The sequence below is a fragment of the Heliomarina baculiformis genome (assembly GCF_019966545.1).
Lineage (GTDB): Bacteria > Pseudomonadota > Alphaproteobacteria > Rhodobacterales > Rhodobacteraceae > Heliomarina > Heliomarina baculiformis.
The window spans coordinates 89,355-113,111 of record NZ_JAIMIC010000010.1 but is presented as its reverse complement, the minus strand read 5'-3'; the positions used below and the strand labels follow the sequence as shown (position 1 = coordinate 113,111).

Genomic DNA, 23,757 nt, shown 5'->3' with positions numbered 1-23,757 from the left:
TCCTCCCAAACAGGATGAATCACAATCAGCCTCCAAAAGGAATCCCTCACGATTCAGGTTTTTCTAGAAACGCTTTAATTGAAAGGGAACCGCTTTTTTGAGGTGTCCATAGACTCTAATTCACATGGCTTCTATAGCTAGGGCAATCCCCTGCCCACCACCGATACACATGGTAATCAGCGCGCGTTTTGCGCCGGTACGCTCCAGCTCGTAGAGCGCTTTGACAAAGATAATGGCCCCCGACGCCCCGATAGGATGTCCAAGAGCAATTGCGCCGCCGTTGGGGTTCACCTTGTTGCCATCCAGACCAAGAGTTTTACTCACGGCCAAAGCCTGAGCCGCGAAGGCTTCGTTTGACTCGATGACGTCGAAATCAGAAACTGTCAGGCCTGTACGTTTCAAAAGTCCTTCGACAGCCGGAATTGGCCCGATTCCCATGATGTCCGGGCGTACTCCTGCAATATGATATCCAAGCAGGCGTGCGCGCGGTTTCAACCCTGCATCTGATGCAGAATCTGCCGTGGCCAGCACAACTGCGGCGGCCCCATCATTGAGACCCGAAGCATTCCCCGCCGTCACGGTGCCATCCTTCTGGAAGGCCGGACGCAGTTTGCCGAGCATTTCAACTGTGCTCGCCTTGGGGTGTTCATCGGTGTCGAAAAAAGCAGTGTTGCGTTTGACCTTGACCTCGACGGGAACGATCTGGGATTTGAAATACCCCTCTTTGAGCGCGTTCAGAGCGCGCTCCTGGCTTTGAAGGGCAAACGCATCCTGAGCTTCGCGCGTGATGTCGTATTCGGCGGCGACGTTTTCCGCTGTTACGCCCATATGCCCGGTGCCAAACGGACAGTTCAACGCGCCGAGCATCATGTCAGTTGCACCCGTGTCACCCATTTTCTGCCCCCAGCGAATGGCTGGCACGATATAGGGCGAGCGGCTCATGCTTTCGCTGCCACCGGCAAGAGCCATTGTTGCATCACCCAGCATCAGCGACTGCGCCGCTGACACAATCGCCTGTAGCCCAGAACCGCAGAGCCGATTGACGTTCATTGCGGGCGCCATTTCTGGCACTCCAGCGGCAATAGACGCCGCGCGGCTAAGATACATGTCGCGCGGCTCTGTGTTAATAACATGGCCAAAAACAACGTTTCCAACCTGCTTGCCTTCGACACCTGAACGCGCAAGCGCCTCTTTCGCCACGATGCTACCCAGTTCGATCGGAGACGTGCCCGCAAGAGAGCCGCCAAAGGTTCCGATGGCTGTTCGCACACCATCCAATACTACGATATCTTTCATTTTCACTCCGGTTCTTCATTTTTTGCGTCACGCAGGCCGTGTACTGCCCAGTGTCAGCCCGTTACCCTGACCTGCGCGTTCGGTGCCTTGGTGGAACTTGCTTGGGAGTAGGAAGTTGATACCGCGCCTGTTCAGGAAAGCCGTCTCTAGCAAGATAACGCTGTGTTTGCCTTGAGACTGGGCCATTGCCGAAAAAATAACAGATGTTAGATTTATGGCAACACCAACCTTAAGAATGGATTCCAACATGTCTCTGATCACGAATAGTTCGGCCTGGACCGCGGATGAACACAAGATGTTCGCGGATAGCACACGCAAGCTTTTTGATGCCGAAATGGCTCCAAACATCGAAAAATGGGCTGAGCAGGGCATTGTTGACCGCGACTTCTGGAAAACAGTCGGTCAACAGGGTGTCATGGGCGGCTCGATTGCCGAAGAATATGGCGGGTTCGGCGGCGGCATCGGGTTCGATGCAATTACCGTTTATGAGCAGGGGCGCACCGGTGACACGGGTTGGGGCTATGGCATCCAGTCCATCGTAATCCATTATATCAACGCCTATGGCAGCGAAGAACAGAAGAAAAAGTGGTTGCCGAAGCTGGTCAGCGGCGACAGTGTCGCGGCGATCGCGATGACCGAGCCAGGAACGGGCTCTGACCTCCAGAACGTCCAGACCCATGCGGAAAAGGATGGCAACCACTACAAGATCAACGGCTCGAAGATCTTCATCACCAACGGACATACAGCCGATCTAGTTGTTGTCGTGGCAAAGACCGACCGTAACGCTGGCGCCAAGGGCGTTTCGCTGATCGTTCTGGAAACCGAGGACGCCGAAGGCTTTCGTAGGGGACGAAACCTGAAGAAGTTGGGCATGAAGGGATCGGATACGGCTGAGTTGTTCTTCGAGGATGTGCGCGTGCCTACGGCAAACCTGCTTGGCCCGGAAGAAGGGCAAGGTTTCTACCAGTTGATGAAGCAGCTCCCTTGGGAACGGCTGATGATTGGCGTTACCGCGCTAGGCTTCATTGACTTTGCCATCGATGAAACTGTGAAATATGTACAGGACCGCAAGGCATTTGGTAACCGCATCATGGATTTCCAGAACACACGCTTCAAATTGGCGGAATGCAAGACCAAGGCCGAATTGCTGCGCACCTTCGTCAATGACGGGCTCGTGCGCCTCGAAAAGGGCGAACTTGATGCGGCCACGGCGTCGATGGCGAAATGGTGGGGCAGCCAGACGCAAAACGAGGTCATGCATGAATGCCTGCAACTGCACGGCGGTTATGGTTTCATGATGGAATACCCGATCGCGCGCCTGTATGCCGATAGCCGGGTCCAGATGATCTATGGCGGCACCAACGAGATCATGAAAGAACTGATCGCACGTTCGATGGATGTTTGATCCGCCCGGTGCCGGGGGGGGTTATTCTTCTCCCGGCCCGATGATATCTTCGCTGTGCTCCCCCAGTCGAGGGGCAGGGCGGTGATCATGCCGCGCCGGCGTTGCCGAGAATCGTATCGGCGGGCGTGTCGTCCAGATCGCCCCTTCGGTTGGGTGATCAATCTGTTGAAAGAACCCGGTCGCGGCAAGATGGGGATCGTTCGGCAAATCCGACAGGTTGCGCACCGGCATGGCGGGTATGTCGGCCTGCTCCATCAAGGCAAGCCAGTCATCTGTTGTCCGAGTTAGGGCAATCTGCGCCACCATATCGTATACAGCGCCGATGTTGCGGCTACGGGTGTCCATGTCAGTGACCCAGACGTGGTCGATCATGTCATCGCGCCCGACCGCCTTGAAGAACCGCGCCCATTGTACGTTGGTGTAGGGCAGAATTGTGATATATCCATCTGCCGTCTTAACCGGACGCCTATGCGGAACCAGCATCCGGGCATAGCCGAAATCCTGCGGGGTCTCTTCGAAGGTGGCACCATCCAGATGTTCGGCCAGCAGGAAGGCGGCCAGCGTCTCAAACATCGGCACCTCGACATGCTGGGCTTCTCCCGTACGCTCGCGGTGGAACAGGGCTCCCATCACGGCGCCAAGCTTGTCGGCGAGAATCGTAGGGCATATGCGGGCGGCGCTTCGCGATCGCGCAATGTTGCCAGGCTAGCCAACCCAGAAACCGACTGGACAGCATCGTCGAACGCGGGTCGGGCGGCATAGGGTCCGTCCTGCCCGAATCCAGTGGAAGATACCGTGATCAGGTTCGGATTTTCCTGGCGTAGGGTTTCGAGATCGAGAGACAATCTGGCTAGCGCCGTCGGCCGTATGCTTGAAATCATCACGTCGGCATCGGCCAGTAGCTTGCGCAGCCGATTGTGACCGGTTTGCGTTTTCAGGTCGAGTACGACACTGCGCTTGTTACGGTTGGTGCCCAGAAAAGCGGCACCCATCAGATTGTTGCGTGAAGGCTGGACCTGGCGAAGAAGATCGCCCTCGGGACCTTCCACCTTGATCACATCGGCCCCCAGATCGCCCAGCATTTGCGTGGCCAAAGGTCCGAAAACCACAGAAGTAAGGTCGACGATCTTCACGCCCTGAAGGATCGCGGGTTTTTTCTCAGCGGTCATTTAGTTGCCCAACCTTTTTATGAACGAGGGCAGAACTCGGCGCGAAGGGCTTTGCCTTCAGCATCGAAGGCCGGGCAGGGGCCCAGTGTCGTTTCGCCTATGCTGCGCCGGATCGGGGGTGTCGGGACCTTGATCTCGCCGGAGGGTGTGCCAATCACGGACCGGTCAAGCTGCGGGTGATCGGACAGGGTCGCCACGTCGTTCACGGCCCCGGAGGCAATGCCCGCAGCGTCAAACCGCTTCAGCATCTCGGCGCGGTCATGAGAGGAGAACACGGCCTTGATGAGCGCCTCGAGCGCGGGCTTGTTTTCAATTCGCGCCGTGTTGTCATGAAACCGGGGGTCGTTAGCCAGAGTCGCGTCGCCCAGTATGTGTTCACAGAACCGTAGCCATTCGCCGCTGTGCTGCACGGTAATGACGACAAGCTGACCGTCCTTGCACGCATAGGCCCCGTATGGGCAGATGACCGTGTGGTTCAGTCCGACACGCGGTGTCGGCTTGCCAAGGTAATCGTGATAAAGCAGCGGAACCGACATCCAGTCGGCCATCACGTCAAACATTGCCACCGAAACACCGCTGCCCTTGCCGGTGCGATCACGCCCGACAAGTGCTTCGCAAATTCCGGCATGGGCTGTCATACCGGTGGCGATATCGCAGACGGAAACGCCAACCCGCCCCGGTCCGTCCGCCGTGCCGGTCACCGATGCCAGACCGCTTTCGCATTGCACCAGAAGATCATAGGCCTTGGCATTGCGCATCGGGCCGTCCTCACCGTATCCGGTGATGTCGCAGGTCACGAGACGCGGGAACCTCTCTCGCAGACTCGCGGAATCGAGCCCGAGCTTGGCCAGCGCGCCCGGCAGCAGGTTTTGAACAAACACATCCGCGTTTTCCAGCATCCTGAGCAGGATTTCCCGGTCCTCGTCAGCTTTAATGTCCAGGGCGACCGATTCTTTGCCTCGGTTCAGCCATGTGAAATAGGCGCTTTCACCGTTGGCGGCGGCATCGTAGGCGCGGGCAAAATCGCCTGCGCCCTTGCGTTCGATCTTGATCACGCGCGCGCCGGCATCGGCCAGCCGCGAGGAGCAAAAAGGCGCTGCGACTGCCTGTTCGAGCGCAACGACGAGTTTGCCAGAAAGGGGGGCTAAATCTGAACCTGACATGAGTATCCCGCAAATGTTCCAAAGAGGTTGACTAAATCTAACATTTGTTAGAAATATTATCAATACGCTTAACCAGAGACTGGATTACTTGAAGGAGAACGCCGGTGCCGGACGCCAAAGGACCAGACCATATTTTCCAGGGCGCGCTGACAAAGGGAGAGATCCTGCTGCCAAAGTGCGAAGACTGCGGGGCCTATCATTTTTTCCCGCGAGTCCTGTGTCCCCATTGTCATGGCACTGCGATTTCGTGGAAGCAGGCTACCGGCAAGGGACGGGTCCACACCACAACCGTCGTGCGCCGAAAGCCTGAACGGGGGGGCGACTACAACGTGTGCGTTGTCGAACTGGACGAGGGCGTCCGGATGATGAGCCGGGTCGAGGGCATTGCTCCGGGTGAGGTCGCCATCGACATGGCTGTAACCGCTTTCGTGGGCGAGGCCGAGGGCGCTCCGGCCGTGCTTTTCAAGCCGTCGGAGGGATAAGATATGACCGCTGAACTTCGGGGAAAATCCGCCATCGTGGGAACCGGTCATGCCGGTTTCGGCGAGGCCCATGGTCTGACGGCATATGATGTCATGGCGCAGTCCGCACTTGCAGCGCTTGGCGATGCCGGGCTGAAACTGTCCGACGTGGACGGGCTGTTCTGCACCATGATGGAAGACAGTATGCCGGCGCTTATGGCGGCAGAGTATCTGGGCATTCAGCCGCGTCTCATTGATGGCACGATGTCGGGCGGATCATCCTTCGTGAATTATCTGACGTCTGCGACCATGGCGCTTGATGCCGGTCTGTGTGCTGTCGCCCTGATTGTCTATGGCTCCAATCAGCGCACCGCGTCGGGCAGACTGGTGACCGCCTCGCGCCCGCCGGCCCATGAGGCGCCGTACAATCCGCGCTATCCGATCTCGGCATATGCGATGGCCGCGGCGCGGCACATGCATGAATATGGCACCACCCGCGAACAGCTGGCCGACGTGGCCGTTGCCGCGCGGGCCTGGGCGCAGCACAACCCCGAAGCTTTCGAGCGCGGCCCGCTGACCCGCGAGGACGTGTTGGGCGCGCGCATGGTGGGCGATCCGTTGACCGTGCGCGATTGTTGTCTTGTCACCGACGGCGGCGGTGCGATTGTTCTGGTACGCGCGGACCGCGCCCGGGATTTCCCAAAGGCGCCTGTCTATGTGCTGGGCAGTGCTGCGGAAAGCTCGCACCGGCAGATTTCGCAGATGAAAGATTTCACCGTGACCGCCGCCCGCGACTCAGGCGCGCGCGCCTTTGCGGCGGCCGGAGTGACCGCTGCGGACATCCAGGCGGTCGAGCTTTATGATGCCTTCACCATCAATACCATCCTGTTTCTTGAAGATCTGGGGTTCTGCGCCAAGGGCGAGGGCGGGGCCTTCGTCGAAGGCGGGCGAATCGCGCCTGGCGGCGTCTTGCCTGTGAACACGAATGGCGGGGGCCTGTCCTGCGTACACCCCGGTATGTACGGCATCTTCACGGTGATCGAGGCTGCGCGTCAGATCCGTGGCGACGCGCCTGGCATTCAGTTGAGGGATGTCGACCTGGCGCTGGCGCATGGCAACGGCGGTGTGCTGTCCAGTCAGGTCACGGCAATACTTGGATCGCAAAACACGCTCTGACGGCAATTAAGGGAGGAAAGATAATGCCATTGGATTTTGATGCACTGTCGAACTGGGACTTTGAGGAAATTGAACAGACACTGACCGAGCGGGATACCATCCTGTATGCGCTCGGCCTTGGGTTCGGCGAGGATCCGACCGACAAAAAGGAACTGGCCTATGTCTATGAGAACGGGCTTAAGGCGGTGCCCGCAATGGCGGTCACTATGGGGTACCCCGGCTTCTGGCTGCGCGATCCCAAGACCGGTGTGAACTGGCAGCAAGTGCTACATGGTGAACAGTGGCTGGATATCTACAAGCCGCTGCCGACCCATGGCCGGATTATCGGCCGCAGCAAGATCGACTTCATCTCCGACAAGGGCGAGGGCAAGGGTGCCGTCATCTACCAAAGCCGCGATATTATCGACGCGGACAGCGGTGAAAAGCTGGCGCGCGTGGCGATGTCGGCCTTCTGTCGCGGCGATGGCGGCTTTGGCGGTGAAAACAAGGCGGGCCCGGCACCGGCAGCGCTGCCTGACCGCGCGCCCGATCACGTCTGTGAAATCGAAACCCTGCCACGTCAGGCGCTCATTTATCGCCTCAGCGGCGATTTCAATCCGCTTCACGCTGACCCGGATGTCGCCCGTTCGGTTGGGTTCGATCGCCCGATCCTGCATGGTCTGGCAACCTACGGGCTGGCGGCCCGGGCGATCCTCAAGACGTTGCTCGACTATGATGCGGCCCGGCTTGTCGGCTTGGATGTTCGGTTCTCGGCGCCGGTCTATCCCGGCGAAACCGTGCGGTTCGAAATTTGGGAAGAGGACGGCGAGGCCCGGTTTCGCGCGTCGGTCCCGGCACGCGACGTCGTTGTTCTGAACAATGGCGCCGCGCGCTTCGCGTGAAGAGCAGAAGATGACCCAACCGCTCAAGGGTATTCTGGTGTTGGATTTCAGCACCCTTCTTCCCGGTCCGATGGCAACGCTCATGCTTTCCGAGGCCGGCGCCGAAGTTGTCAAGTTCGAACGGCCTGGGGTCGGTGAGGACGCGCGCCACACTGAACCCATGATCGAAGGAGAGAGCATCGGCTTTGCTGTGTTGAACCACGGCAAGCGATCGGTGGCCATCGACCTAAAATCAAGGGGCGCAGTGAATCTTCTGCGCCCCTTGATCGAGAAGGCCGATATTCTGGTAGAGCAGTTCCGTCCCGGCGTGATGGGCCGGCTCGGTCTTGGTTATGAAGCTGTGCGCGAGATCAATCCCGGTCTCATCTATTGTTCGATCACCGGCTATGGCCAGACCGGACCAAAGGCCAGCGCCGCTGGCCACGACCTTAACTACGTCGGTGATGCGGGTATCCTGTCGCTGAGCTGCGGACCGGATGACCAACCAACGGCACCGTTCGGGCTGGTCGCCGATATCGGAGGCGGAACCTATCCGGCGGTGATGAATATCCTGCTGGCCCTGATTGCGCGGCAGGCAAACGGGCAGGGGACGCATCTGGATATCGCCATGTCCGAGGGGGTGTTCGCCTTTGCCTATTGGGCCCATGCCGAAGGTGTGATCGCCGGGCAAAACATCGAAAGCGGCGGCAGCCGCCTGACGGGCGGCCTGGCCCGGTATCGGCTTTATACGGCTGCGGACGGGCGTCAGATCGCCGTTGGCGCGTTGGAAGAAAAGTTCTGGCAGTCGTTCTGCGATGTCATCGGTTTGCCGTCGGCGCTTCGCGATGACTGGTCCGAGCCTGATTCCTGTGCTGCGGAAGTTGCGCGTCGTCTGGGGAAACAGCCCTCGACCCATTGGGAGCCTTTGCTGGCGACGGCCGATTGTTGCTGTTCGGTCGTAAAAACGCCCGCCGAGGCGTCGCGTGACCCGCATTTCAAAGCGCGTGACGTTTTTGGGCGAACCCTGAGCGTATCCGGCCAGAATGCGCCCGCATTGCCGCTACCAATTGCGCCGGAGTTCCGGTCTCCGGCCAACTCGGTCGGAGTTGCGGCCGCCTTGGGAGAAGACAATGCGCGTTACGGGCTGGACGCGCCGGATACAGATTAAATCCCGTTGACGTGCTGGTGGTGAATCACTATTCTAACAATTGTTAGAAAAATGGAGAGATCCAATGGCCGAGTCCGATGATCACCTGCCTGCAGAAGCCGAGCGCTATGTCATGCCGTCGCACTATGTCGAAAGCGACAGCCTCGAAGTGCAGGAGTTTGTGACAGCGGCTTTGCGCGATCTTTCGCCGGATGCAACCAAGCGGGACAAGGCGATCCGTCTGTTTGAAGCGGTTCGCGACGACATTCGTTACGACCCATATTGTTTTGCGCTGGATGAAGATTCTTACCGTGCCAGCCGGATCGCAGGGGCAGAAGCGGCATTTTGCGTTCCCAAGGCGATCCTGCTTGCGGCCTGTTTGCGTGCTGTGGGTATCCCCGCCGCACTTGGGTTTGCCGATGTGCGCAACCACCTGAACACCCCTAAGCTGCAGGAGTTGATGGGAACTGACCTATTCATCTATCACGGCTACGTTCAACTGTGGCTGGATGGTGAGCCCTACAAAGTAACACCTGCATTTAACATGGAGCTGTGTAAAAGATTCGGGGTCAAACCACTGGTCTTCGACGGCTATCACGATGCGCTTTTCCACGAGTTCGATGAGCTGGACCACCGGCACATGGAATATGTAAACGATCGGGGACTCTATTTCGACGCGCCCATGGGCGAATTCCTAGTGGCCTTCAAGGAAACCTATCCGAAGCTGGAAGAATTCAACCGCGTACGAATTTCCCGGGATGCCAACGGATATGATTCCGGTTTCGCAAAGGAGGGTGCTTCTTGAAGTATCTGGAGGATTTCGCGCCGGGCCAAGTCTATCACTTTCGCAGTGCCCCGATGAGCGCAGACTCGATAAAGGCATTTGCCGAGGTATGGGATCCGCAGCGGCTCCACACCGACGAAGCCTATGCGGCCACCATTCACGGCAGCCTGATTGCCTCGGGCTTTCAGACGATGCTGGAGGCATTCAAGCCCGTCATGACCGAAATGATGGTCGATGTTGCCAATATCGGTGGCATGGGCTTTGACAATCTGCGCTGGCTGCGGCCGGTGCGCCCGAACGAACCCCTTGATGTCGAACTGACAGTCAACGCGGTCACGCCTTCAAGAAGCAAGCCCGACAGAGGTGTTTTGCACTATACGCTTAGCGCCAAAAACCCCGAGGGCGAGGTCGTTTTTTCGACCGACACCCCCGTGATGATCCAGCGAAAACAAAATGACACAGACTGATACAATTTCCAGCGAACAAGAAGACCTTCGCCTGTTGCGGGAGAGCGCGCGCACCCTGTTCGAACGCGCGGGCGGAAGTGGAAGAGCCCGAAAACTCCGTGATGCCGGGGGCAGTTTCGACCCGAAGATGGTCCGGGAACTGGCTGAGGCCGGCGTTTTCGGCGTGGCGGTGCCCGAAGAGCAGGGGGGTCTTGGCATGGGCCTGGCCGCCGGGGGCGTTATCGCAGAAGAGGCCGGTCGCGTGATTGCACCGGAACCGGTCGTGTTGACGATCGGTCTGAGTCTCGGCCTTCTGCGTCGCCTTTGCCCGGAACATCCGAAGATGGCGCAGCTCATCGGCGGCGAGGTTTCACTGGCGGTTGCCTGGCAGGAACGTGGCCCGGGCGGGGCGCCCGCCGATGCGACCTGCCGATACGCGGACGGGCGGCTAACCGGAAACAAGGCTTGGGTGGTCAGTGCGACCGGATCGCGAGGGTTCCTCGTCGTGGCCGAACAAGATGGTGGACCGGTTCTCGTCTTGGCCGAGGCCACCGCGGACGGGGTTGTCATCGACAAGCGGGCGCAGGCCGACGGCAGTTCCCTGGGCGAGCTTTCGTTTTCAGGAACACCGGCCGCGGAACTGGCCAGCGGCGACGCGGTTCAGGCTGCGCTTGCCGAGGCTGTCGCCGATGCAACGGCGCTTGCCGCGGCCGAGCTTGTCGGCCTGAGCGAGTGCGCCTTCGAGATTACGCTCGAGTACATCAAGACCCGCGAGCAGTTCGACAAGCCGATCGGGTCATTCCAGGTCATCCAGCATCGTGCTGTCGACCTCAACGTGATGTGCGAGGTTGCACAGGCGGGCGTCCGCGAAGTTCTGGCGCTGATGGACAGCGAAACCGATCCGAAAGTTCGGGCGCAGCTTGCCAGCCGTGCCAAGGCGCGTGCGGTTACGGCCGGCAAAAGAATTACCCGTGATGCGATCCAGTTGCACGGGGCGGTCGGGTACACGGATGAGTTCGATATCGGGCTCTACCTGAACCGGGCGCTGGTGCTGTCGGCCTGGTTGGGCGACGACGCCTATCACAGGCGGATTTGGTTCGATGCACGCGAAGCAGAGGGGGCAGCACAATGACCGACTGCAACGCAATGAGCGATGCGGACTTCCGCAAAGAAGTGCGCCAGTTCTTCGAGGCGGAATATCCCGAGGAGCTGCGCCACCTGCCGCATCGTCCCAAGTTCGCCGAGATCGAACATTGGCACCGCAAGCTGCACGCCAAGGGCTGGGTCGCGCCGGCCTGGCCTGCGGAATACGGCGGCATGGGGCTGAACGCCGCCAAGCTTCTGATTTTCTACGAGGAGCAGCAACGCTGGGGCGTCAATCGTGGCCGCGACATGGGCGTGCAGATGGTCGGCCCGCTGATTATCAAGTTTGGCACCCAGGAACAGATAGACTATTGGCTGCCGCGTATCCTGAGTTGTGAAGACATCTGGTGTCAGGGCTATTCGGAACCCGGCGCCGGATCCGATCTGGCCAACCTGCGCACACGCGCAGAGATTGATGGCGGCGAATTTGTCATCAACGGACAGAAGATCTGGACCACGATGGCGCATGATGCCACGCACATCTTCATGCTGGTGCGCACCGATCCGGACGCGCCCAAGAAACAACAGGGCATCAGTTTCCTGCTCGCTCCGATGGATCAACCTGGAGTCGAGGTGCGCACGATCACTACCCTGTCGGGCGAGACCGAGTTTTGCGAGGTCTTCTTCGACAATGCCCGTACGCCCAGTGAAAACCTCGTGGGCGAGTTGAACAAGGGCTGGACGATGGCCAAGGCGCTTCTGAGTTTCGAGCGCATCTTCATCGGCTCACCAAGCCTGGCCCAGAACGCACTGGGGCAACTGGAAAGCTTTGCCCGGGGCCGTGGCGCTTTCGATGATCCGGTGTTCCGCGACCGCTTTGCCCAAGCCGCACTCGATGTTGAAGATCACGCCGCGCTATACGCCCGTTTTGCCGATCAGCTCAAGCGAGGTGAAACGCTCGGCGCGGATGTCTCGATGCTCAAAATCTGGGTGACTGAGTGCTTTCAGCGCATTACCGAGCTTATGATCGAAGCGGCCGGCCCCGACGGTGGCACAATCGGGCCACTTCAAGTCGGCAACGTAAGTGTCGATGTCCTTGCGAGCTTTTATAAGGCCAGACCGACCACGATCTACGGTGGATCGAACGAAATCCAACGAAACATTCTGTCCAAGGCCGTCCTCGGACTGCCTGGCTGAACCCATACTCATACCCACACCCTACGGAGGAAAAGAACTATGTCGGAGCGCTATGCAAAGTACGACAAACTGAAATTTGACTACCCGGCGGATCGCGTCCTGCGCATCACTTTTGACCGCCCTGAGTCCTTTAATTCCGTGGACGCGGAAACCCATACCCAGATGACGGACATGTGGATCGATATCGACCGCGATCCCGACATCAACGCGGTCATTGTAACCGGCGCGGGAAAGGCGTTTTCCGCCGGCGGTGATTTCAGCTTGATTGAAAAAATGATCGGCGACTCGCACGAGATCATGAAGACTTGGAAAGAGGCCAAAGACCTTGTCTACAACATCATCAACTGCAACAAACCCATTATTTCCGCGATCAACGGACCTGCGGCCGGTGCCGGTCTTGTGGTCGCCATCCTCGCCGACATCTCGATTGCCGGGAAGAAGGCCAAGATTGTCGATGGTCACCCGCGCCTGGGTGTTGCCGCTGGCGATGTCGCGGCGATCATCTGGCCGCTGCTGACTTCGATGGCCAAGGCGAAATACTATCTGATGACTTGTAAGCCGGTTTCGGGCGAAGAGGCCGAGCGCATCGGCCTTGTCTCAATGTGCGTCGAAGATGACGAGTTGCAACAAATCGCTTTGGACACGGCCGTCGAGCTGGCCAACGGCTCGCAAAGCGCAATCCGCTGGACCAAGTATTCGCTGAACAACTGGCTGCGCCAGGCTGGCCCGATCTTCGATGCGTCGACCGCGCTGGAGATGCTCGGTTTCATGGGTGAAGACGTCAGGGAAGGCGTTCTGTCACATCGGGAGAAGCGCGCGCCGAACTTCCGCAAGGACTGCCCGCTTTAACGCCTGATTGGACGAGGAGGCATGGAAATGTCTGAAGATATCTACCAAGATATAGCGCAAGCCTATGCCGCTGCGGCCGAAAAGGCTCCTGGCCTGAAATCGCGATTTACGGCTGCCGGATTTGATCCGGCAGCCGTCACATCGGTGGCGGACCTCTCGCGTCTTCCGGTGATGAAGAAGGAGGAGCTTCTGAAGATCCAGCGTGACAATCCACCCTTCGGCGGGTTCCTCGCCTCGGATCTCAAGGATATCGGGCGGATCTACGTATCCCCCGGCCCGATTTTCGAACCGGCACTTTCGGGCGGTGGCGGCCACGGTCTGGACCTGCTGTTCAAGGCGGCCGGCGTGGGGCCCGGGGATATCATCCTGAACACCTGGATGTACCACCTCGTGCCGGCAGGCTTGCTGTTCGATGAAGCGGCACAGTCCGCCGGCGCCACGGTTATCCCCGGAGGCGTTGGAAATACCGAGCTTCAGGCACAGATCATCGTCGAAACCGGCGTGACCTCGATCTGCGCCTCGACCGCGTTTTTCCTGACGCTGGCGGACAAGGTGATCGAAACCTATGGCCGCGACGCATGGAAGGTAAAGACGGCCTTCCTCGGCGGTGAGATGGGCGACTGGATGGCCAAGCGCCGCCGGATCGAGGCCGACTATGGCGTCTCCACCTGGGCTGCCTATGCCACTGCGGATCTGGGCCTTGTCGCCTATGAGGATGGCGGCGAAGGCTATGTGGTTCACCCCGACCGCGTGGTGCAAATCTGCGATCCGGTCAGCGGAGAACAGGTCGCTCACGGGGAACCTGGTGAGGTTGTTGTGACCGCGCGCGATGCCACCTGGCCGATGATCCGGTTCGGTACCGGCGACAGCGCCTTTGCGCTGGAGAGCAACGCGGATGGCACCGTCAGCCGGATTTCCGCACTGCAGGGCCGGGTCGGCGCAGCGGTCAAAGTGCGTGAGATATTCGTTTACCCGCGCGTGATCGAAGAAGTTGTCATCGGCACGCCCGGCGCAAAGGCCGCGCAGGCCATGGTAACGCGCGAGAACGATCGCGACATGATCCGCCTCTCGCTTGTGCTGGATGATGGTGCCGACGCTTCTGCTGCGGAAACAGCCGCCGTCGAAACCTTCAAACTGCATGCACGAATCCGCGCCGACGAGGTGAGCATTGTTTCGGAACTACCCGAGAATGCAGAACTGATCATCAACCAGAAAGACGGCTGAGATCGCTTCTCGATCATCTGCGACAACGGCAGGAACAGAAGGGCGGCTGGGCAACCTGCCGCCCTCTTTCGTCAGGGACCGAGGGCATCTTTGGCGGCGTGGTATTCCCGGTCGAGACGGTCGACATACGCCGCCGTCGTCATCACCTCTTTCACCGCTCCGATCCCCTGACCGCTGCCCCAGATGTCGCGCCAGGCCTTGGGGCGAACGGCGCCGGTGGCCAGATCGAGCTTGTTGCCGATACCGGCTAGGTTGTCAGGATCAAGGCCAACCGCCCGTACCGACGGTTTCAGATAGTTGGCATTCACGCCGCTGAAATAGTTGGTATACACAATATCATCGGCCCCGCCGTCGACAATCATCTGCTTGTAATCCTCCGACGCCACCGCCTCGGTCATGGCAATGAAGGGCGATCCGATATAACCAAAATCCGCGCCCATGGCCTGTGCCGCCAGAACGGCACGCCCGGTCGCGATGGACCCCGACAGGGCAAGCGGACCATCGAACCATTCCCGGATTTCCTGAACCAGCGCAAAAGGTGACAAGGCACCGGCGTGGCCGCCCGCGCCAGCGCAGACCGCGATCAGGCCGTCGGCGCCCTTGTCGATTGCTTTCCTGGCGTATTTGTTGTTGATCACGTCGTGCAGTACAATGCCGCCGCAATCATGCGCCGCCTGATTGACGTCTTCTCGTGCGCCCATTGATGTAATCCAGACCGGCACTTTCCAGCGCGCACATATTTCGACGTCCCGCTCAATCCGATCATTCGAACGATGGACGATCTGGTTGACCGCAAAGGGCGCGGCGGGCCGATCGGGATTGGCCTGATTGTGCGCGTCAAGCTCTTCGGTGATGCGCTTGAGCCAAGCGTCGAGCAGCGGCGGCTCCCCTTCGGACTCGCGTGCGTTCAGCGCCGGAAAGCTGCCGATAACGCCGGCCTTGCACTGGGCGATGACAAGATCCGGCCCGGACACCAGGAACATGGGCGAGCAGATCAAGGGCAGGCGCAAGCGGCCGAGAGGGGTGTCGGAGTACATTGTCTACTTCTTCTTTGCTGTTTCAACAGGGGGTGCCGAGGCCCGTAGCCTTGACGGGCGCGCATGGGAAGGGAAGCCAAAACAAGCGTGCCAGTAGACCGCAAGGAAATACACAGAACGGGTGAATTTTACGCATGTGTGATATTCCGCACCGGACTATAGCCCGTCGATCAATGCCACTCCTATCGTGTTCCATGCTAGCCCATTCTGGGAGGAGGAAGCGGTGCCTTTGCTCTACAGCCGCTCGGAAAGCGTTGGTCGGATGACCTTCGATTTTCCCGAGAAGAAGAATGCCCTTGATCAAGACGCACGCAAAGAGATGGAACACATCGTCACCCAGGTGCGCGACGATGACCGCGTGCGCGCGCTGTTGATCACGGGCGCCGGGGGCGCGTTTTGCGCCGGAGGTGACATCAACACTTTCGCCGGTTCTTCGCCTGTGGCCATGCGGGACCGCATGAAACAACAGCACCGCGTAACCCGGATGCTATATGATCTTGAAAAGCCGGTCGTCGCAGCGGTTGCCGGGCCGGCCTTTGGCGTGGGGTTCAACATTGCACTTCTGGCTGACGTGATCCTGGCAGCGCCCTCGGCCCGCTTTTGCCAGGCCTATGCGCGCGTGGCGATCGTGCCCGACGGTGGCGGGCTTTACTTGCTAGCGCGGACGGTCGGGACGCACCGGGCGAAGGCGATGTTCCTGACGGCCCAGGTGATCGATGCCCAAGAGGCGCACGACCTTGGGATCGTCCACGCAATCCACAAAGAAGACGCGCTCGACGCAGAGGCCGCTGCGCTGGCCGCGCGTCTGGCCGAAGGGCCGACCCGAGCCTTTGGGCTGGGCAAGTCGATGCTGAACCGTGGCATGGATTGCGATTTCGCGACCTATCTCGAGATCGAGGCAACCGCCGAAGCCCATATCATGCAGACCGAAGATCACCGCGAGGCGGTCGCCTCTTTCAAGGAAAAGCGTCCGCCGCGCTTTGTCGGATCATGAACGCGGCGGCTGACAGTGGCCCGCTGGCCGGTCTCAGGGTGATCGACCTCGGGCAGGTCTACCTTGGGCCCTATTGCGGTCTGATGTTCGCGCTCATGGGGGCAGAGGTCATCAAGGTCGAGCCGCCCGGCGGCGACAGTATCCGCGGCATCGCGGGTGGGCGCGAGAACCCCGCAGCGATGATGCTCAATTCCAGCAAACAGAGCGTGACGCTCGATCTGGGGTCCAAGGACGGGCGCACCGCCCTGCTGGCGCTGGCAGATACGGCCGATGTTCTAATCGAGAATTTCCGTCCCGGTACGATGGAGAAACTGGGGCTGGGGTGGGAAACACTCTGTGCCCGCAATCCGCGCCTGGTCATGGGGTCAGGAAAGGGCTACGCGGCTGATTCCGTCTATCGCGATGCACCGGCGATGGATTTTCCTATTCAGGCCCTGACGGGTCTGATGTCGGTGGCCGGGTTTCCCGATGGTCCACCGGTGAAATGCGGTGCAGCGATCACCGATTTTCTGGGCGGTATCCACCTTTTTGGTGGCATTATGGCAGCGTTGCATGCGCGCGGCGCGACAGGGCGCGGGGATTTTGTCCAAATCGCAATGCAGGACGTCGCACACCACGCGCTGGCATCGAATATCGCAAGTTTTCTGTTGGCGTCCCACGGTTTCGCTGACCGGGCCGGCAATAGTCAGGCTGTGCTCAAGGTCGCACCCTACGATCTGTTTCCGGCGCAAGACGGACAGGTGGCCATCATGTGCCTGAACGATCGCCACTGGCAGCAACTGATCCGCGCCATGGGCCGCCCTGAACTGGCCGAAGATCCCGACCTGGCCGAAGGGCCCGCGCGCTGCGCGCAGCGTGCCCGAGTCGATGGCTGGGTGACGGCGTGGACCTCACGTCATACCCGCGCCGAGATTTTCGCGGCCCTGAGCGGCGCACATGTGCCGGGCGCCCCGGTGCGCACGCTCGCTGAAGTGGTGTCGGACGAAGACATGCGCGCCCGCGGTATGATCCATGACCTTCCGCATCCAGACCTGGGCAAGGTCCCTGTTCCAGGGCTGCCGATGCGTTTCGCGGCTCACCCACAGGTCGCCCCTATCCCCGCACCAGCCGCAGGCGCCGATACGGCGCGCATCCTGAGCGCGCTGGAACAGGACCTGCCTTCTGCTCAATCAAAGGACACCTACTGACATGTTCAACCTCGATCCGGAATTGGAGGATTTTCGCAACGCGGCCCGCAAGCTGGCTGAGCGCGAGTTTGCTCCCATGGCCGCCCATTGGGACGAAACCGAAGAGTTTCCGACCGTAAACCGCGACAAGCTGGCCGAACTTGGCTATCTGGGCATGTTCATCCCTGAAGAATACGGCGGCTCCGGCGCGCCGGTGATCCAGGGCACGGTGTTTCTAGAAGAAATGGCGCGGGTCTGTTTCAACACGGCGCTGGTCTCGCAGCTCTACCTGAACGGCCCATCCCGGGCGATCAGCGTTCTTGGCAGCGACGAACAGAAAAAGCGGTTCCTGCCAGACATGGCGGCCGGCAAGAAATTCATCGCAATCGCCATCAGCGAACCCGAGGCTGGGTCGGCCGTGACCGACCTGCGCACCACGGCCACCAAGGATGGCGACGGCTGGGTGCTGAACGGGAACAAATGCTGGTCCACGGGCGCCCATGTGGCCGATTATGCGTTGGTCTTCTGCCGTTTCGGCAAGGCCAGCGGAGCAAAGGGGATCGGTGCCTTTGTCGTCGATCTGAAGAAGCCGGGCGCGCGGATCGGCCACATATCGCTGAAGATGGGTGGCCGGGGTCTTACAGAGGCCGAGATCATCCTTGAAAACTACAAGGCCGGCCCAGAGGACGTTCTGGTTGAGGGCGATCCCGAAAGCTCGCGCTCCTTCGCGCTGTTGATGAGCAGTTTCGGTCCCGAGCGGGTGGGCAACGCAGCGATGTGCGTCGGGCTGGCGCAGGGTGCTTTCGAGGCTGCCAAGTCGTATTCCGAGATCCGCCATCAGTTCGGGCGCCCGATCAAGGAATTCCAGGGCCTGCAATGGAAGATCGCCGACATGGCCACGCAGCTCCATGCTGCGCGCCTGATGGTCTATCGGGCGGCAACCAACCCGGCCCCGAACGGCTTTCCCGATCCGATGGACGCAACCATGGCCAAGCTCTACGCCAACGAAATGGCGCAGCGGGTCACGAACGACGCGCTCCAGATTCATGGCCATAACGGCTATACACGCGAATACCCCCTGGAGCGTATGGTGCGGGACGCGCGCGGTTTCGCGCTGGGCGGTGGCACCGTTGAGATCCTGCGTAACACGATTGCCGCCATGGTCTATGGCCACAGCTTCAACCAGCGGCGGGGGTAGGGCGGATGCATCCCTCTTTGTTGACGACAGAACAGATCGCTCTCAAGGATGCCGCGCACAAGCTGGCACTGGGGGAATTCCGAGACCGCGCCGCGCGCTGGGACCGCGAAGGTATCTACCCCGAGGAAAACCACAATCGCCTGGCCGCGCTTGGCTATCTGGGCATGACCATCCCCGAGGAATTTGGCGGCGGTGGTGCGCCGCTGGTGGATTGCTACCTCGTGATCGAGGAACTGGCGAAGGTGGATTTCAACACCGCGCTGATCGTCCACGATCAGAACGTCTCGCCCCGGATCATCGCCACCTGCGGCAGCGACGCGCTGAAGCGCGATTTCCTGCCGCGCTTTGCGGCGGGTGAGATCGAATGCGCGATTTCCTGGACCGAGCCTGAGGCAGGCTCGGACGCCACGGCAGTGACGACCTCGCTGCGGCAGGACGGCAACGACTATGTACTGAACGGTGGCAAGATTTTTACCACCTTCGGCGACCGGGCCGATTATCTTCTGGTTTATGCGCGGTTCTGCGACAGCAAGGGCGCGCGCGGCATTGGCACGGTTCTGGTGGAACGCGAAAGCCCCGGCGTGACGGTGAAAATCCTCGAACAGAAGATGGGCGCACGCGGCTGCAACGAATGCGAGATCCACTTTGACGACGTTCGGGTGCCGTCCGAAAACATCGTGACCGAAGGGCTGGCCGACAATTCCAGCGGCTTTGTCCGCCCGCTGGGCGTTTACAACGCCACGCGCGTCGGCATGGGGATTCTGGCGCTTGGTGTCGCCGAAGGGGCGTTCGACCTCGCGCGCGACTACATGAAAACCCGCCGGCAATTCGGCAAGGCGCTGTCTGAAATGCAAGGGCTGCAATGGATGATGTCGGACATGAAGGTGCAGATCGAGGCCGCACGGTCGCTGTGCTATACGGCGCTGTCGTTGATCGACCGCGGCCAGCCCGATCCCACATTGTCTTCGATCGCCAAGGTTCAGGCCACCGAAATGGCGCAACGCGTAACCCATGACGCCATGCAGATGTTCGGCGGCTACGGCTATTTCGGTTCGCTTCCGTTGGAGCGGATGGTGCGGGATGTGCGGATGCTGACGATCACCGGGGGAACGACCCAGATACATAAGAACGGGATTGCACGGTCGCTGTTCACTGATTGACGAAAATGCGCCACAGGGAGGGGCGGTCATGGCAAGTGATATCACTGTAGAACACTCAGAAGGTCTGGCCATCGTATCGTTGAACCGGCCCGACAAGCTGAATGCGCTGACCCTCGAAATGCGCGTCGAACTCATGGACACGTTTCGCGACATTCAAACCGACCCGCAAATAAGGGCAGTTCTATTCCGGGCCGAGGGCCGAGCCTTTTGTGCGGGCGCGGATATTTCGACCATGGGCAAGGACGATGTCTGGGGTGATCGGGCCCGTTTGTACAGGGCACATCAGATGATCCTGTCCATATTCAATTGTGAGAAGCCTGTGGTTGCCGCAGTGCGCGGTCCCGCAGTCGGGATCGGTCTGAGCATGGCGCTGGCCTGCGACGTCGTCCTGCTTTCCGAGACTGCAAAACTCGGTCAGGTCTTTCGCAAGGTCGGCCTGGCCCCGGATGGCGGCGCGGCGTTTTTTCTTCAGAACCTGATCGGGCGGCAGCGTGCAACGGACCTTGCCTTTTCTGCGCGGCTGGTGCCGGCCGATGAAGCCCTGAGCCTTGGTTTGGCAAGCCAGGTTCATTCCGATGATGCCCTCGACACGGCGGCGCTGGATTATGCGGCAGATCTGGCCGCAGGACCGACCTTTGCCCTGGCCGGTACCAAGCGGCTGATGCGCGCCGCGATGCAACCTTCGCTGGAGAGCTTTCTTGAAACAGAAGCCATCGTTCAGGGGCAAATCATCAAGAGCACGGATCACGCCGAAGGCATCGACGCCTTCCTGAGCAAGAGAAAACCGGTTTTCCGTGGCGCCTGACCAAGCGGTTTGCGCCCTTATTACGACAGGGAAGAGATAGCGATGGAAACAGTTATTGCACGACTTGGCTGGGTGTCGCGGATTATCACCTATGTTGCGACTACCCTGGCGGCGCTGATGATGGTCCATGTTACGCTCGATGTTGTTCTGAGCCAGTTTGTCGCCGAGCCGCTGCCTGGAACGGTGGATTACGTGTCTTATTACTACATGGTTGGGTTGGTCTTCCTGCCGCTACCCTTCGTCGAATTCACCAACGAGCACATCAAGGTCGATCTGATCCACGATCTGATCCCGGCGGCGGGCAGGACCGTTCTGGACATGCTGGCGCTGGCATTATCTGCGATGTTCTACGGCCTGCTGACCTGGCAGACCTGGATAGACGCCGTCGAGAAATACACCGTTGGAGAAAAATCCATGGGCATGGCGGCGGTGACCGTCTGGCCCGGTCGCTTCTTTCTGCCAATTGGCGCGGGGCTGATGGTGCTGCTTTTGCTGGCAAAGCTGATCCAACGCCCCTTCACCGAAACAGGCATGGCCAGTCTCAATCACGACATGTACGAATAGGAGCACGACGGTGAGCTTTTTTCAAATCGGCCTTTTCGGCATCGTCTCTGTGATCGTGCTGGTATTGTTGCGCCTCCCAATAGCGGTTGCACTGGGTATCGTGTCCTTCTTCGGGTTCTGGGCCATGTTGGGCAGCGGGGCGGCATTCGGTCTGCTGACGGCCGTGCCCTATGATTTTGCAGCGCACTGGACCCTCAGTTCGATCCCGATGTTCCTTTTGATGGGTTACGTCTGTTATCAGACCGACATCACGCGCGGGATTTTCAAGGCCGCGCGGATTTGGCTGTCGTTTCTGCCCGGCGGGCTGGCAGTGGCCAGTGTCGGAGGGGCCGCGCTGTTTTCGGCGGCGGCCGGTTCCAGCCTTGCCTGTGCTGCGGCCATGGGACGGATCGCTGTGCCGGAAATGCTCAAGCGGAAATACGATCCCGGTTTGAGCACCGCCGTCGTCGCTGCGGCCGGGACGATGGGATCGCTCATTCCACCGAGCATCCTTCTGATCATTTACGGGATCTTCGCTGAAGTCGCGATCAGCAAGCTGTTTCTTGCCGCAATCGTCCCGGGTCTGCTGACGATGCTGGGCTACGCGGCGGTGATCATCATTCGCGTGCGGATCAATCCCGAACTTGCGCCTCCGCTGGACGAACGCTCGACTTGGTCGGAGCGATTTGAAGCTTTGGGCGAAACATGGCCCTTGTTGTTGCTGGTGTTGGGCGTGTTTGGCGGGTTGTTCTCAGGATTTTTCACCCCCACCCAAGCTGGCGCGGTCGGAGCTGCGCTGTCTTTCGGGATTGCGGCTGCGCGCGGCACTCTGAACTGGAGAGTCTCAAAGATCGCGCTTCTGGACACGGCGAAAATGACTGCGGCGATCTTCATCATCGCGGTGGGCGCCAATCTGTTCTCGCGTTTCCTGGCCATCAGTGGGGTTCCCGAAGCCATGTCGGGCCTGGTGATCGACATGGGCGCCAGCTATCTGACGCTGGTCATCGGTACGGCAGTCATTTTTTGCCTGCTGGGCATGATACTCGACCCTTTGGGAATCCTGCTGCTGACGCTGCCCATTCTTCTCCCGATCTACGAAGCAAATCATATCAGCCTGATCTGGCTTGGCGTGCTCGCAACCAAGCTCGTCGAGATGGCTTTGATAACCCCGCCGGTCGGGCTGAACGTCTTTGTCATCAAGGGCATCGTCGGAGATTCTATCCCGATCTCACTGATCTTCAAGGGTGTCTTGTGGTTTCTGGCTGCGGATGTGGCGGTCCTGATCATCATGGTCGCCTTTCCCGACCTGATCATGTTCCTGCCGGAACTCGGCAACTGATTCGGCCATCCCGGCCGTGACGAACCCCGCGCAACAGCGGGACTTTGAGAAAGAGGAGGAGACAACATGAAACGTACCAATGCGCTGGCCGCGCTGGCGGCAACAGCCGTCCTTGTGGCGACACCGGCCCTGGCCGAGAAGCGGGTGACTATATCCAACTGGACCTCGCCCAATCACGCGACATCGCGTGGCCATGCCGCCTATGCCGAAATGACCGAGGCAGAATTTCCAGATGCCTTCGACTTCAAGCTGTTTACTGGCGGTGCCTTGCTTGGCCCCAAGCCGACTTTGTCCGGCCTGCGCGACGGGGTTGCCGATGTCGGCCTACTGGCTTTGACGTATTTCCGCTCGGAAATGCCCTACGCGCAGCTGGTTGCCGATCTCGCGCTTCTCGGTGAAGACCACTATGCGATGGCCGGCGCGACCAGCGAATTCGTGATGCTGCACTGTCAGCCCTGCAAGGAGGAGTTCGCCAAGAACGGCATGGTGGCGCTTAGCGGGATCAGCACGGCACCCTATGTACTGCTGACCACCAAGCCGATCATCGACATCGCAGACATGCAGGGCGTCAAGCTGCGCACCGGCGGGTCGGTCTGGGACCGCTGGGCGGTGCGTCTGGGGGCAGAGCCTGTGAACGTGCCGTCGAGCGAGATGTACGACACGATGAGCCACGGTGTCGTGACCGCCGCAGTGCAGCCGATCGGTGCGCTCAAGGGGCACAGCCTGATCGAGGTTGCCAAGCACCTGACGGAACTGCCGCTGGGCACCTATCATTCCGGTTCGATCTTTGCCGTCGGCCCGAAGTTCTGGGCCTCGCTTTCGCCGGAGCAACGCGAGCAATTCGCCAAGAAAATCCCCGAAGCCGTGGCGCAGACCGAGGTGTATTACGAAACCGACGATCTGGACGTGCTGAAAGAGGCCAGTGACCTTGGTCTGGAGGTGCACGAACCCTCGCCTGAGTTTCTTCAGGATCTCATCGATTTCCGCACCGCGGATCTTGAAGAGATCGCCCGCATCTCGCGCGAGGAACGCGGCATCGAAGATCCGGACCCGCTGATCGCGACCTATCGCGAACTGATCGAGAAATGGCACGGTCTGACGGGTCCGCTGCAACCGATCCGCGACAACCCGCAGCCCTATGCCGACCTTCTGCGTCAGGAAATCTATTCCAAGATCGACCTGGCAACCTATCCGAACTGAGCTGCCTCAGGCAGAAACGCAAAGCGGCCCTCCTTGCAGAGGGCCGCTTCTGTCT

General features: G+C 59.9%; 24 protein-coding genes. 19 read left to right on the top strand and 5 right to left on the bottom strand.

What is annotated here, in order from left to right:
• Positions 1-120: 120 nt before the first annotated feature.
• The gene (locus MF268_RS20660) at positions 121-1,296 is read right to left on the bottom strand and encodes an acetyl-CoA C-acyltransferase family protein (RefSeq protein ID WP_238372756.1); all 1,176 of its coding nucleotides are present in this window, start codon (positions 1,294-1,296) and stop codon (positions 121-123) included.
• A 247-nt stretch (positions 1,297-1,543) separates the two neighbouring features.
• On the opposite strand from MF268_RS20660, the gene MF268_RS20655 reads away from it, so the two are divergent.
• On the top strand, positions 1,544-2,701 hold the full coding sequence (locus MF268_RS20655; protein ID WP_238372755.1) for an acyl-CoA dehydrogenase family protein: 1,158 nt from the start codon (positions 1,544-1,546) through the stop codon (positions 2,699-2,701).
• Positions 2,702-2,722: 21 nt separating this feature from the next.
• On the opposite strand, the gene MF268_RS25305 is transcribed toward MF268_RS20655, so the two are convergent.
• The 3 genes from MF268_RS25305 to MF268_RS20645 are packed head-to-tail and all read right to left on the bottom strand — an operon-like array spanning position 2,723 to position 5,033.
• Positions 2,723-3,331 carry a CoA transferase gene (locus MF268_RS25305; protein WP_273545123.1) on the bottom strand — a complete coding sequence of 203 codons (609 nt, stop codon included), beginning with the start codon at positions 3,329-3,331 and terminating at the stop codon, positions 2,723-2,725.
• Positions 3,331-3,870, bottom strand: coding sequence for a CoA transferase (locus MF268_RS25300; RefSeq protein WP_273545122.1), 540 nt, complete (start codon positions 3,868-3,870; stop codon positions 3,331-3,333). The genes MF268_RS25305 and MF268_RS25300 overlap by 1 nt, the downstream gene beginning before the upstream one ends.
• Before the next feature lie 17 nt (positions 3,871-3,887).
• Positions 3,888-5,033, bottom strand: coding sequence for a CaiB/BaiF CoA transferase family protein (locus MF268_RS20645; protein ID WP_238372754.1), 1,146 nt, complete (start codon positions 5,031-5,033; stop codon positions 3,888-3,890).
• Between the two features lie 104 nt (positions 5,034-5,137).
• Here MF268_RS20645 and MF268_RS20640 point away from each other — a divergent pair, with 104 nt between their 5' ends.
• The 10 genes from MF268_RS20640 to MF268_RS20595 all read left to right on the top strand — a co-directional run bounded on the left by MF268_RS20640 (position 5,138) and on the right by MF268_RS20595 (position 14,260).
• Entirely contained in the window at positions 5,138-5,515 is a 378-nt protein-coding gene (locus tag MF268_RS20640; protein WP_067624578.1) for a Zn-ribbon domain-containing OB-fold protein, read from the top strand.
• A gap of 3 nt (positions 5,516-5,518) precedes the next feature.
• The gene (locus tag MF268_RS20635; protein ID WP_238372753.1) at positions 5,519-6,670 is read left to right on the top strand and encodes an acetyl-CoA acetyltransferase; all 1,152 of its coding nucleotides are present in this window, start codon (positions 5,519-5,521) and stop codon (positions 6,668-6,670) included.
• 23 nt (positions 6,671-6,693) lie between these two features.
• Positions 6,694-7,551, top strand: a complete 858-nt coding sequence (locus MF268_RS20630; protein WP_238372752.1) for a MaoC/PaaZ C-terminal domain-containing protein — start codon at positions 6,694-6,696, stop codon at positions 7,549-7,551.
• Positions 7,552-7,561: 10 nt separating this feature from the next.
• On the top strand, positions 7,562-8,698 hold the full coding sequence (locus MF268_RS20625) for a CaiB/BaiF CoA transferase family protein (RefSeq protein ID WP_238372751.1): 1,137 nt from the start codon (positions 7,562-7,564) through the stop codon (positions 8,696-8,698).
• A gap of 64 nt (positions 8,699-8,762) precedes the next feature.
• Positions 8,763-9,482, top strand: a complete 720-nt coding sequence (locus tag MF268_RS20620) for a transglutaminase-like domain-containing protein (RefSeq protein ID WP_238372750.1) — start codon at positions 8,763-8,765, stop codon at positions 9,480-9,482.
• Positions 9,479-9,928 carry a MaoC family dehydratase gene (locus MF268_RS20615; RefSeq protein WP_238372749.1) on the top strand — a complete coding sequence of 150 codons (450 nt, stop codon included), beginning with the start codon at positions 9,479-9,481 and terminating at the stop codon, positions 9,926-9,928. Before MF268_RS20620 ends, MF268_RS20615 begins: the two co-directional genes overlap by 4 nt.
• A complete protein-coding gene (locus MF268_RS20610; protein ID WP_238372748.1) occupies positions 9,915-11,039 on the top strand; it encodes an acyl-CoA dehydrogenase family protein in 1,125 nt (374 codons plus the stop codon). The genes MF268_RS20615 and MF268_RS20610 overlap by 14 nt, the downstream gene beginning before the upstream one ends.
• On the top strand, positions 11,036-12,187 hold the full coding sequence (locus MF268_RS20605; RefSeq protein ID WP_238372747.1) for an acyl-CoA dehydrogenase family protein: 1,152 nt from the start codon (positions 11,036-11,038) through the stop codon (positions 12,185-12,187). The genes MF268_RS20610 and MF268_RS20605 overlap by 4 nt, the downstream gene beginning before the upstream one ends.
• Before the next feature lie 39 nt (positions 12,188-12,226).
• The gene (locus MF268_RS20600; RefSeq protein ID WP_027238738.1) at positions 12,227-13,036 is read left to right on the top strand and encodes an enoyl-CoA hydratase/isomerase family protein; all 810 of its coding nucleotides are present in this window, start codon (positions 12,227-12,229) and stop codon (positions 13,034-13,036) included.
• Between the two features lie 27 nt (positions 13,037-13,063).
• Positions 13,064-14,260: a phenylacetate--CoA ligase family protein gene (locus MF268_RS20595; protein ID WP_238372746.1), complete on the top strand. Its 1,197-nt coding sequence runs from the start codon at positions 13,064-13,066 to the stop codon at positions 14,258-14,260.
• A gap of 71 nt (positions 14,261-14,331) precedes the next feature.
• On the opposite strand, the gene MF268_RS20590 is transcribed toward MF268_RS20595, so the two are convergent.
• Complete coding sequence (locus MF268_RS20590) at positions 14,332-15,297, bottom strand: NAD(P)H-dependent flavin oxidoreductase (RefSeq protein ID WP_238372745.1); 966 nt, start codon at positions 15,295-15,297, stop codon at positions 14,332-14,334.
• 223 nt (positions 15,298-15,520) lie between these two features.
• Here MF268_RS20590 and MF268_RS20585 point away from each other — a divergent pair, with 223 nt between their 5' ends.
• From MF268_RS20585 to MF268_RS20550, 8 genes are all read left to right on the top strand, one after another.
• The gene (locus MF268_RS20585; RefSeq protein WP_238372744.1) at positions 15,521-16,291 is read left to right on the top strand and encodes an enoyl-CoA hydratase/isomerase family protein; all 771 of its coding nucleotides are present in this window, start codon (positions 15,521-15,523) and stop codon (positions 16,289-16,291) included.
• Positions 16,288-17,478 (top strand): CaiB/BaiF CoA transferase family protein, encoded by a 1,191-nt coding sequence (locus MF268_RS20580; RefSeq protein WP_238372743.1) that lies wholly within the window; start codon positions 16,288-16,290, stop codon positions 17,476-17,478. Before MF268_RS20585 ends, MF268_RS20580 begins: the two co-directional genes overlap by 4 nt.
• Before the next feature lies 1 nt (position 17,479).
• Positions 17,480-18,655, top strand: a complete 1,176-nt coding sequence (locus MF268_RS20575; protein ID WP_238372742.1) for an acyl-CoA dehydrogenase family protein — start codon at positions 17,480-17,482, stop codon at positions 18,653-18,655.
• A 17-nt stretch (positions 18,656-18,672) separates the two neighbouring features.
• Positions 18,673-19,815: an acyl-CoA dehydrogenase family protein gene (locus MF268_RS20570; protein WP_238372741.1), complete on the top strand. Its 1,143-nt coding sequence runs from the start codon at positions 18,673-18,675 to the stop codon at positions 19,813-19,815.
• 28 nt (positions 19,816-19,843) lie between these two features.
• Positions 19,844-20,620 (top strand): enoyl-CoA hydratase/isomerase family protein, encoded by a 777-nt coding sequence (locus MF268_RS20565; protein WP_238372740.1) that lies wholly within the window; start codon positions 19,844-19,846, stop codon positions 20,618-20,620.
• Positions 20,621-20,662: 42 nt separating this feature from the next.
• Positions 20,663-21,184, top strand: coding sequence for a TRAP transporter small permease subunit (locus tag MF268_RS20560; protein ID WP_238372739.1), 522 nt, complete (start codon positions 20,663-20,665; stop codon positions 21,182-21,184).
• A gap of 10 nt (positions 21,185-21,194) precedes the next feature.
• Positions 21,195-22,502, top strand: a complete 1,308-nt coding sequence (locus tag MF268_RS20555; RefSeq protein ID WP_238372738.1) for a TRAP transporter large permease subunit — start codon at positions 21,195-21,197, stop codon at positions 22,500-22,502.
• 66 nt (positions 22,503-22,568) lie between these two features.
• A complete protein-coding gene (locus tag MF268_RS20550; RefSeq protein WP_238372737.1) occupies positions 22,569-23,702 on the top strand; it encodes a C4-dicarboxylate TRAP transporter substrate-binding protein in 1,134 nt (377 codons plus the stop codon).
• The last annotated feature ends 55 nt before the right edge of the window (positions 23,703-23,757 follow it).

Bases quoted from the DNA above. Each gene is read 5' to 3' on its own strand.
- MF268_RS20660 (WP_238372756.1), bottom strand. From the start codon at position 1,296: ATGAAAGATATCGTAGTATTGGATGGTGTGCGAACAGCCATCGGAACC.
- MF268_RS20655 (WP_238372755.1), top strand. From the start codon at position 1,544: ATGTCTCTGATCACGAATAGTTCGGCCTGGACCGCGGATGAACACAAG.
- MF268_RS25305 (WP_273545123.1), bottom strand. From the start codon at position 3,331: ATGGGAGCCCTGTTCCACCGCGAGCGTACGGGAGAAGCCCAGCATGTC.
- MF268_RS25300 (WP_273545122.1), bottom strand. From the start codon at position 3,870: ATGACCGCTGAGAAAAAACCCGCGATCCTTCAGGGCGTGAAGATCGTC.
- MF268_RS20645 (WP_238372754.1), bottom strand. From the start codon at position 5,033: ATGTCAGGTTCAGATTTAGCCCCCCTTTCTGGCAAACTCGTCGTTGCG.
- MF268_RS20635 (WP_238372753.1), top strand. From the start codon at position 5,519: ATGACCGCTGAACTTCGGGGAAAATCCGCCATCGTGGGAACCGGTCAT.
- MF268_RS20630 (WP_238372752.1), top strand. From the start codon at position 6,694: ATGCCATTGGATTTTGATGCACTGTCGAACTGGGACTTTGAGGAAATT.
- MF268_RS20625 (WP_238372751.1), top strand. From the start codon at position 7,562: ATGACCCAACCGCTCAAGGGTATTCTGGTGTTGGATTTCAGCACCCTT.
- MF268_RS20620 (WP_238372750.1), top strand. From the start codon at position 8,763: ATGGCCGAGTCCGATGATCACCTGCCTGCAGAAGCCGAGCGCTATGTC.
- MF268_RS20610 (WP_238372748.1), top strand. From the start codon at position 9,915: ATGACACAGACTGATACAATTTCCAGCGAACAAGAAGACCTTCGCCTG.
- MF268_RS20605 (WP_238372747.1), top strand. From the start codon at position 11,036: ATGACCGACTGCAACGCAATGAGCGATGCGGACTTCCGCAAAGAAGTG.
- MF268_RS20600 (WP_027238738.1), top strand. From the start codon at position 12,227: ATGTCGGAGCGCTATGCAAAGTACGACAAACTGAAATTTGACTACCCG.
- MF268_RS20595 (WP_238372746.1), top strand. From the start codon at position 13,064: ATGTCTGAAGATATCTACCAAGATATAGCGCAAGCCTATGCCGCTGCG.
- MF268_RS20590 (WP_238372745.1), bottom strand. From the start codon at position 15,297: ATGTACTCCGACACCCCTCTCGGCCGCTTGCGCCTGCCCTTGATCTGC.
- MF268_RS20580 (WP_238372743.1), top strand. From the start codon at position 16,288: ATGAACGCGGCGGCTGACAGTGGCCCGCTGGCCGGTCTCAGGGTGATC.
- MF268_RS20575 (WP_238372742.1), top strand. From the start codon at position 17,480: ATGTTCAACCTCGATCCGGAATTGGAGGATTTTCGCAACGCGGCCCGC.
- MF268_RS20565 (WP_238372740.1), top strand. From the start codon at position 19,844: ATGGCAAGTGATATCACTGTAGAACACTCAGAAGGTCTGGCCATCGTA.
- MF268_RS20560 (WP_238372739.1), top strand. From the start codon at position 20,663: ATGGAAACAGTTATTGCACGACTTGGCTGGGTGTCGCGGATTATCACC.
- MF268_RS20550 (WP_238372737.1), top strand. From the start codon at position 22,569: ATGAAACGTACCAATGCGCTGGCCGCGCTGGCGGCAACAGCCGTCCTT.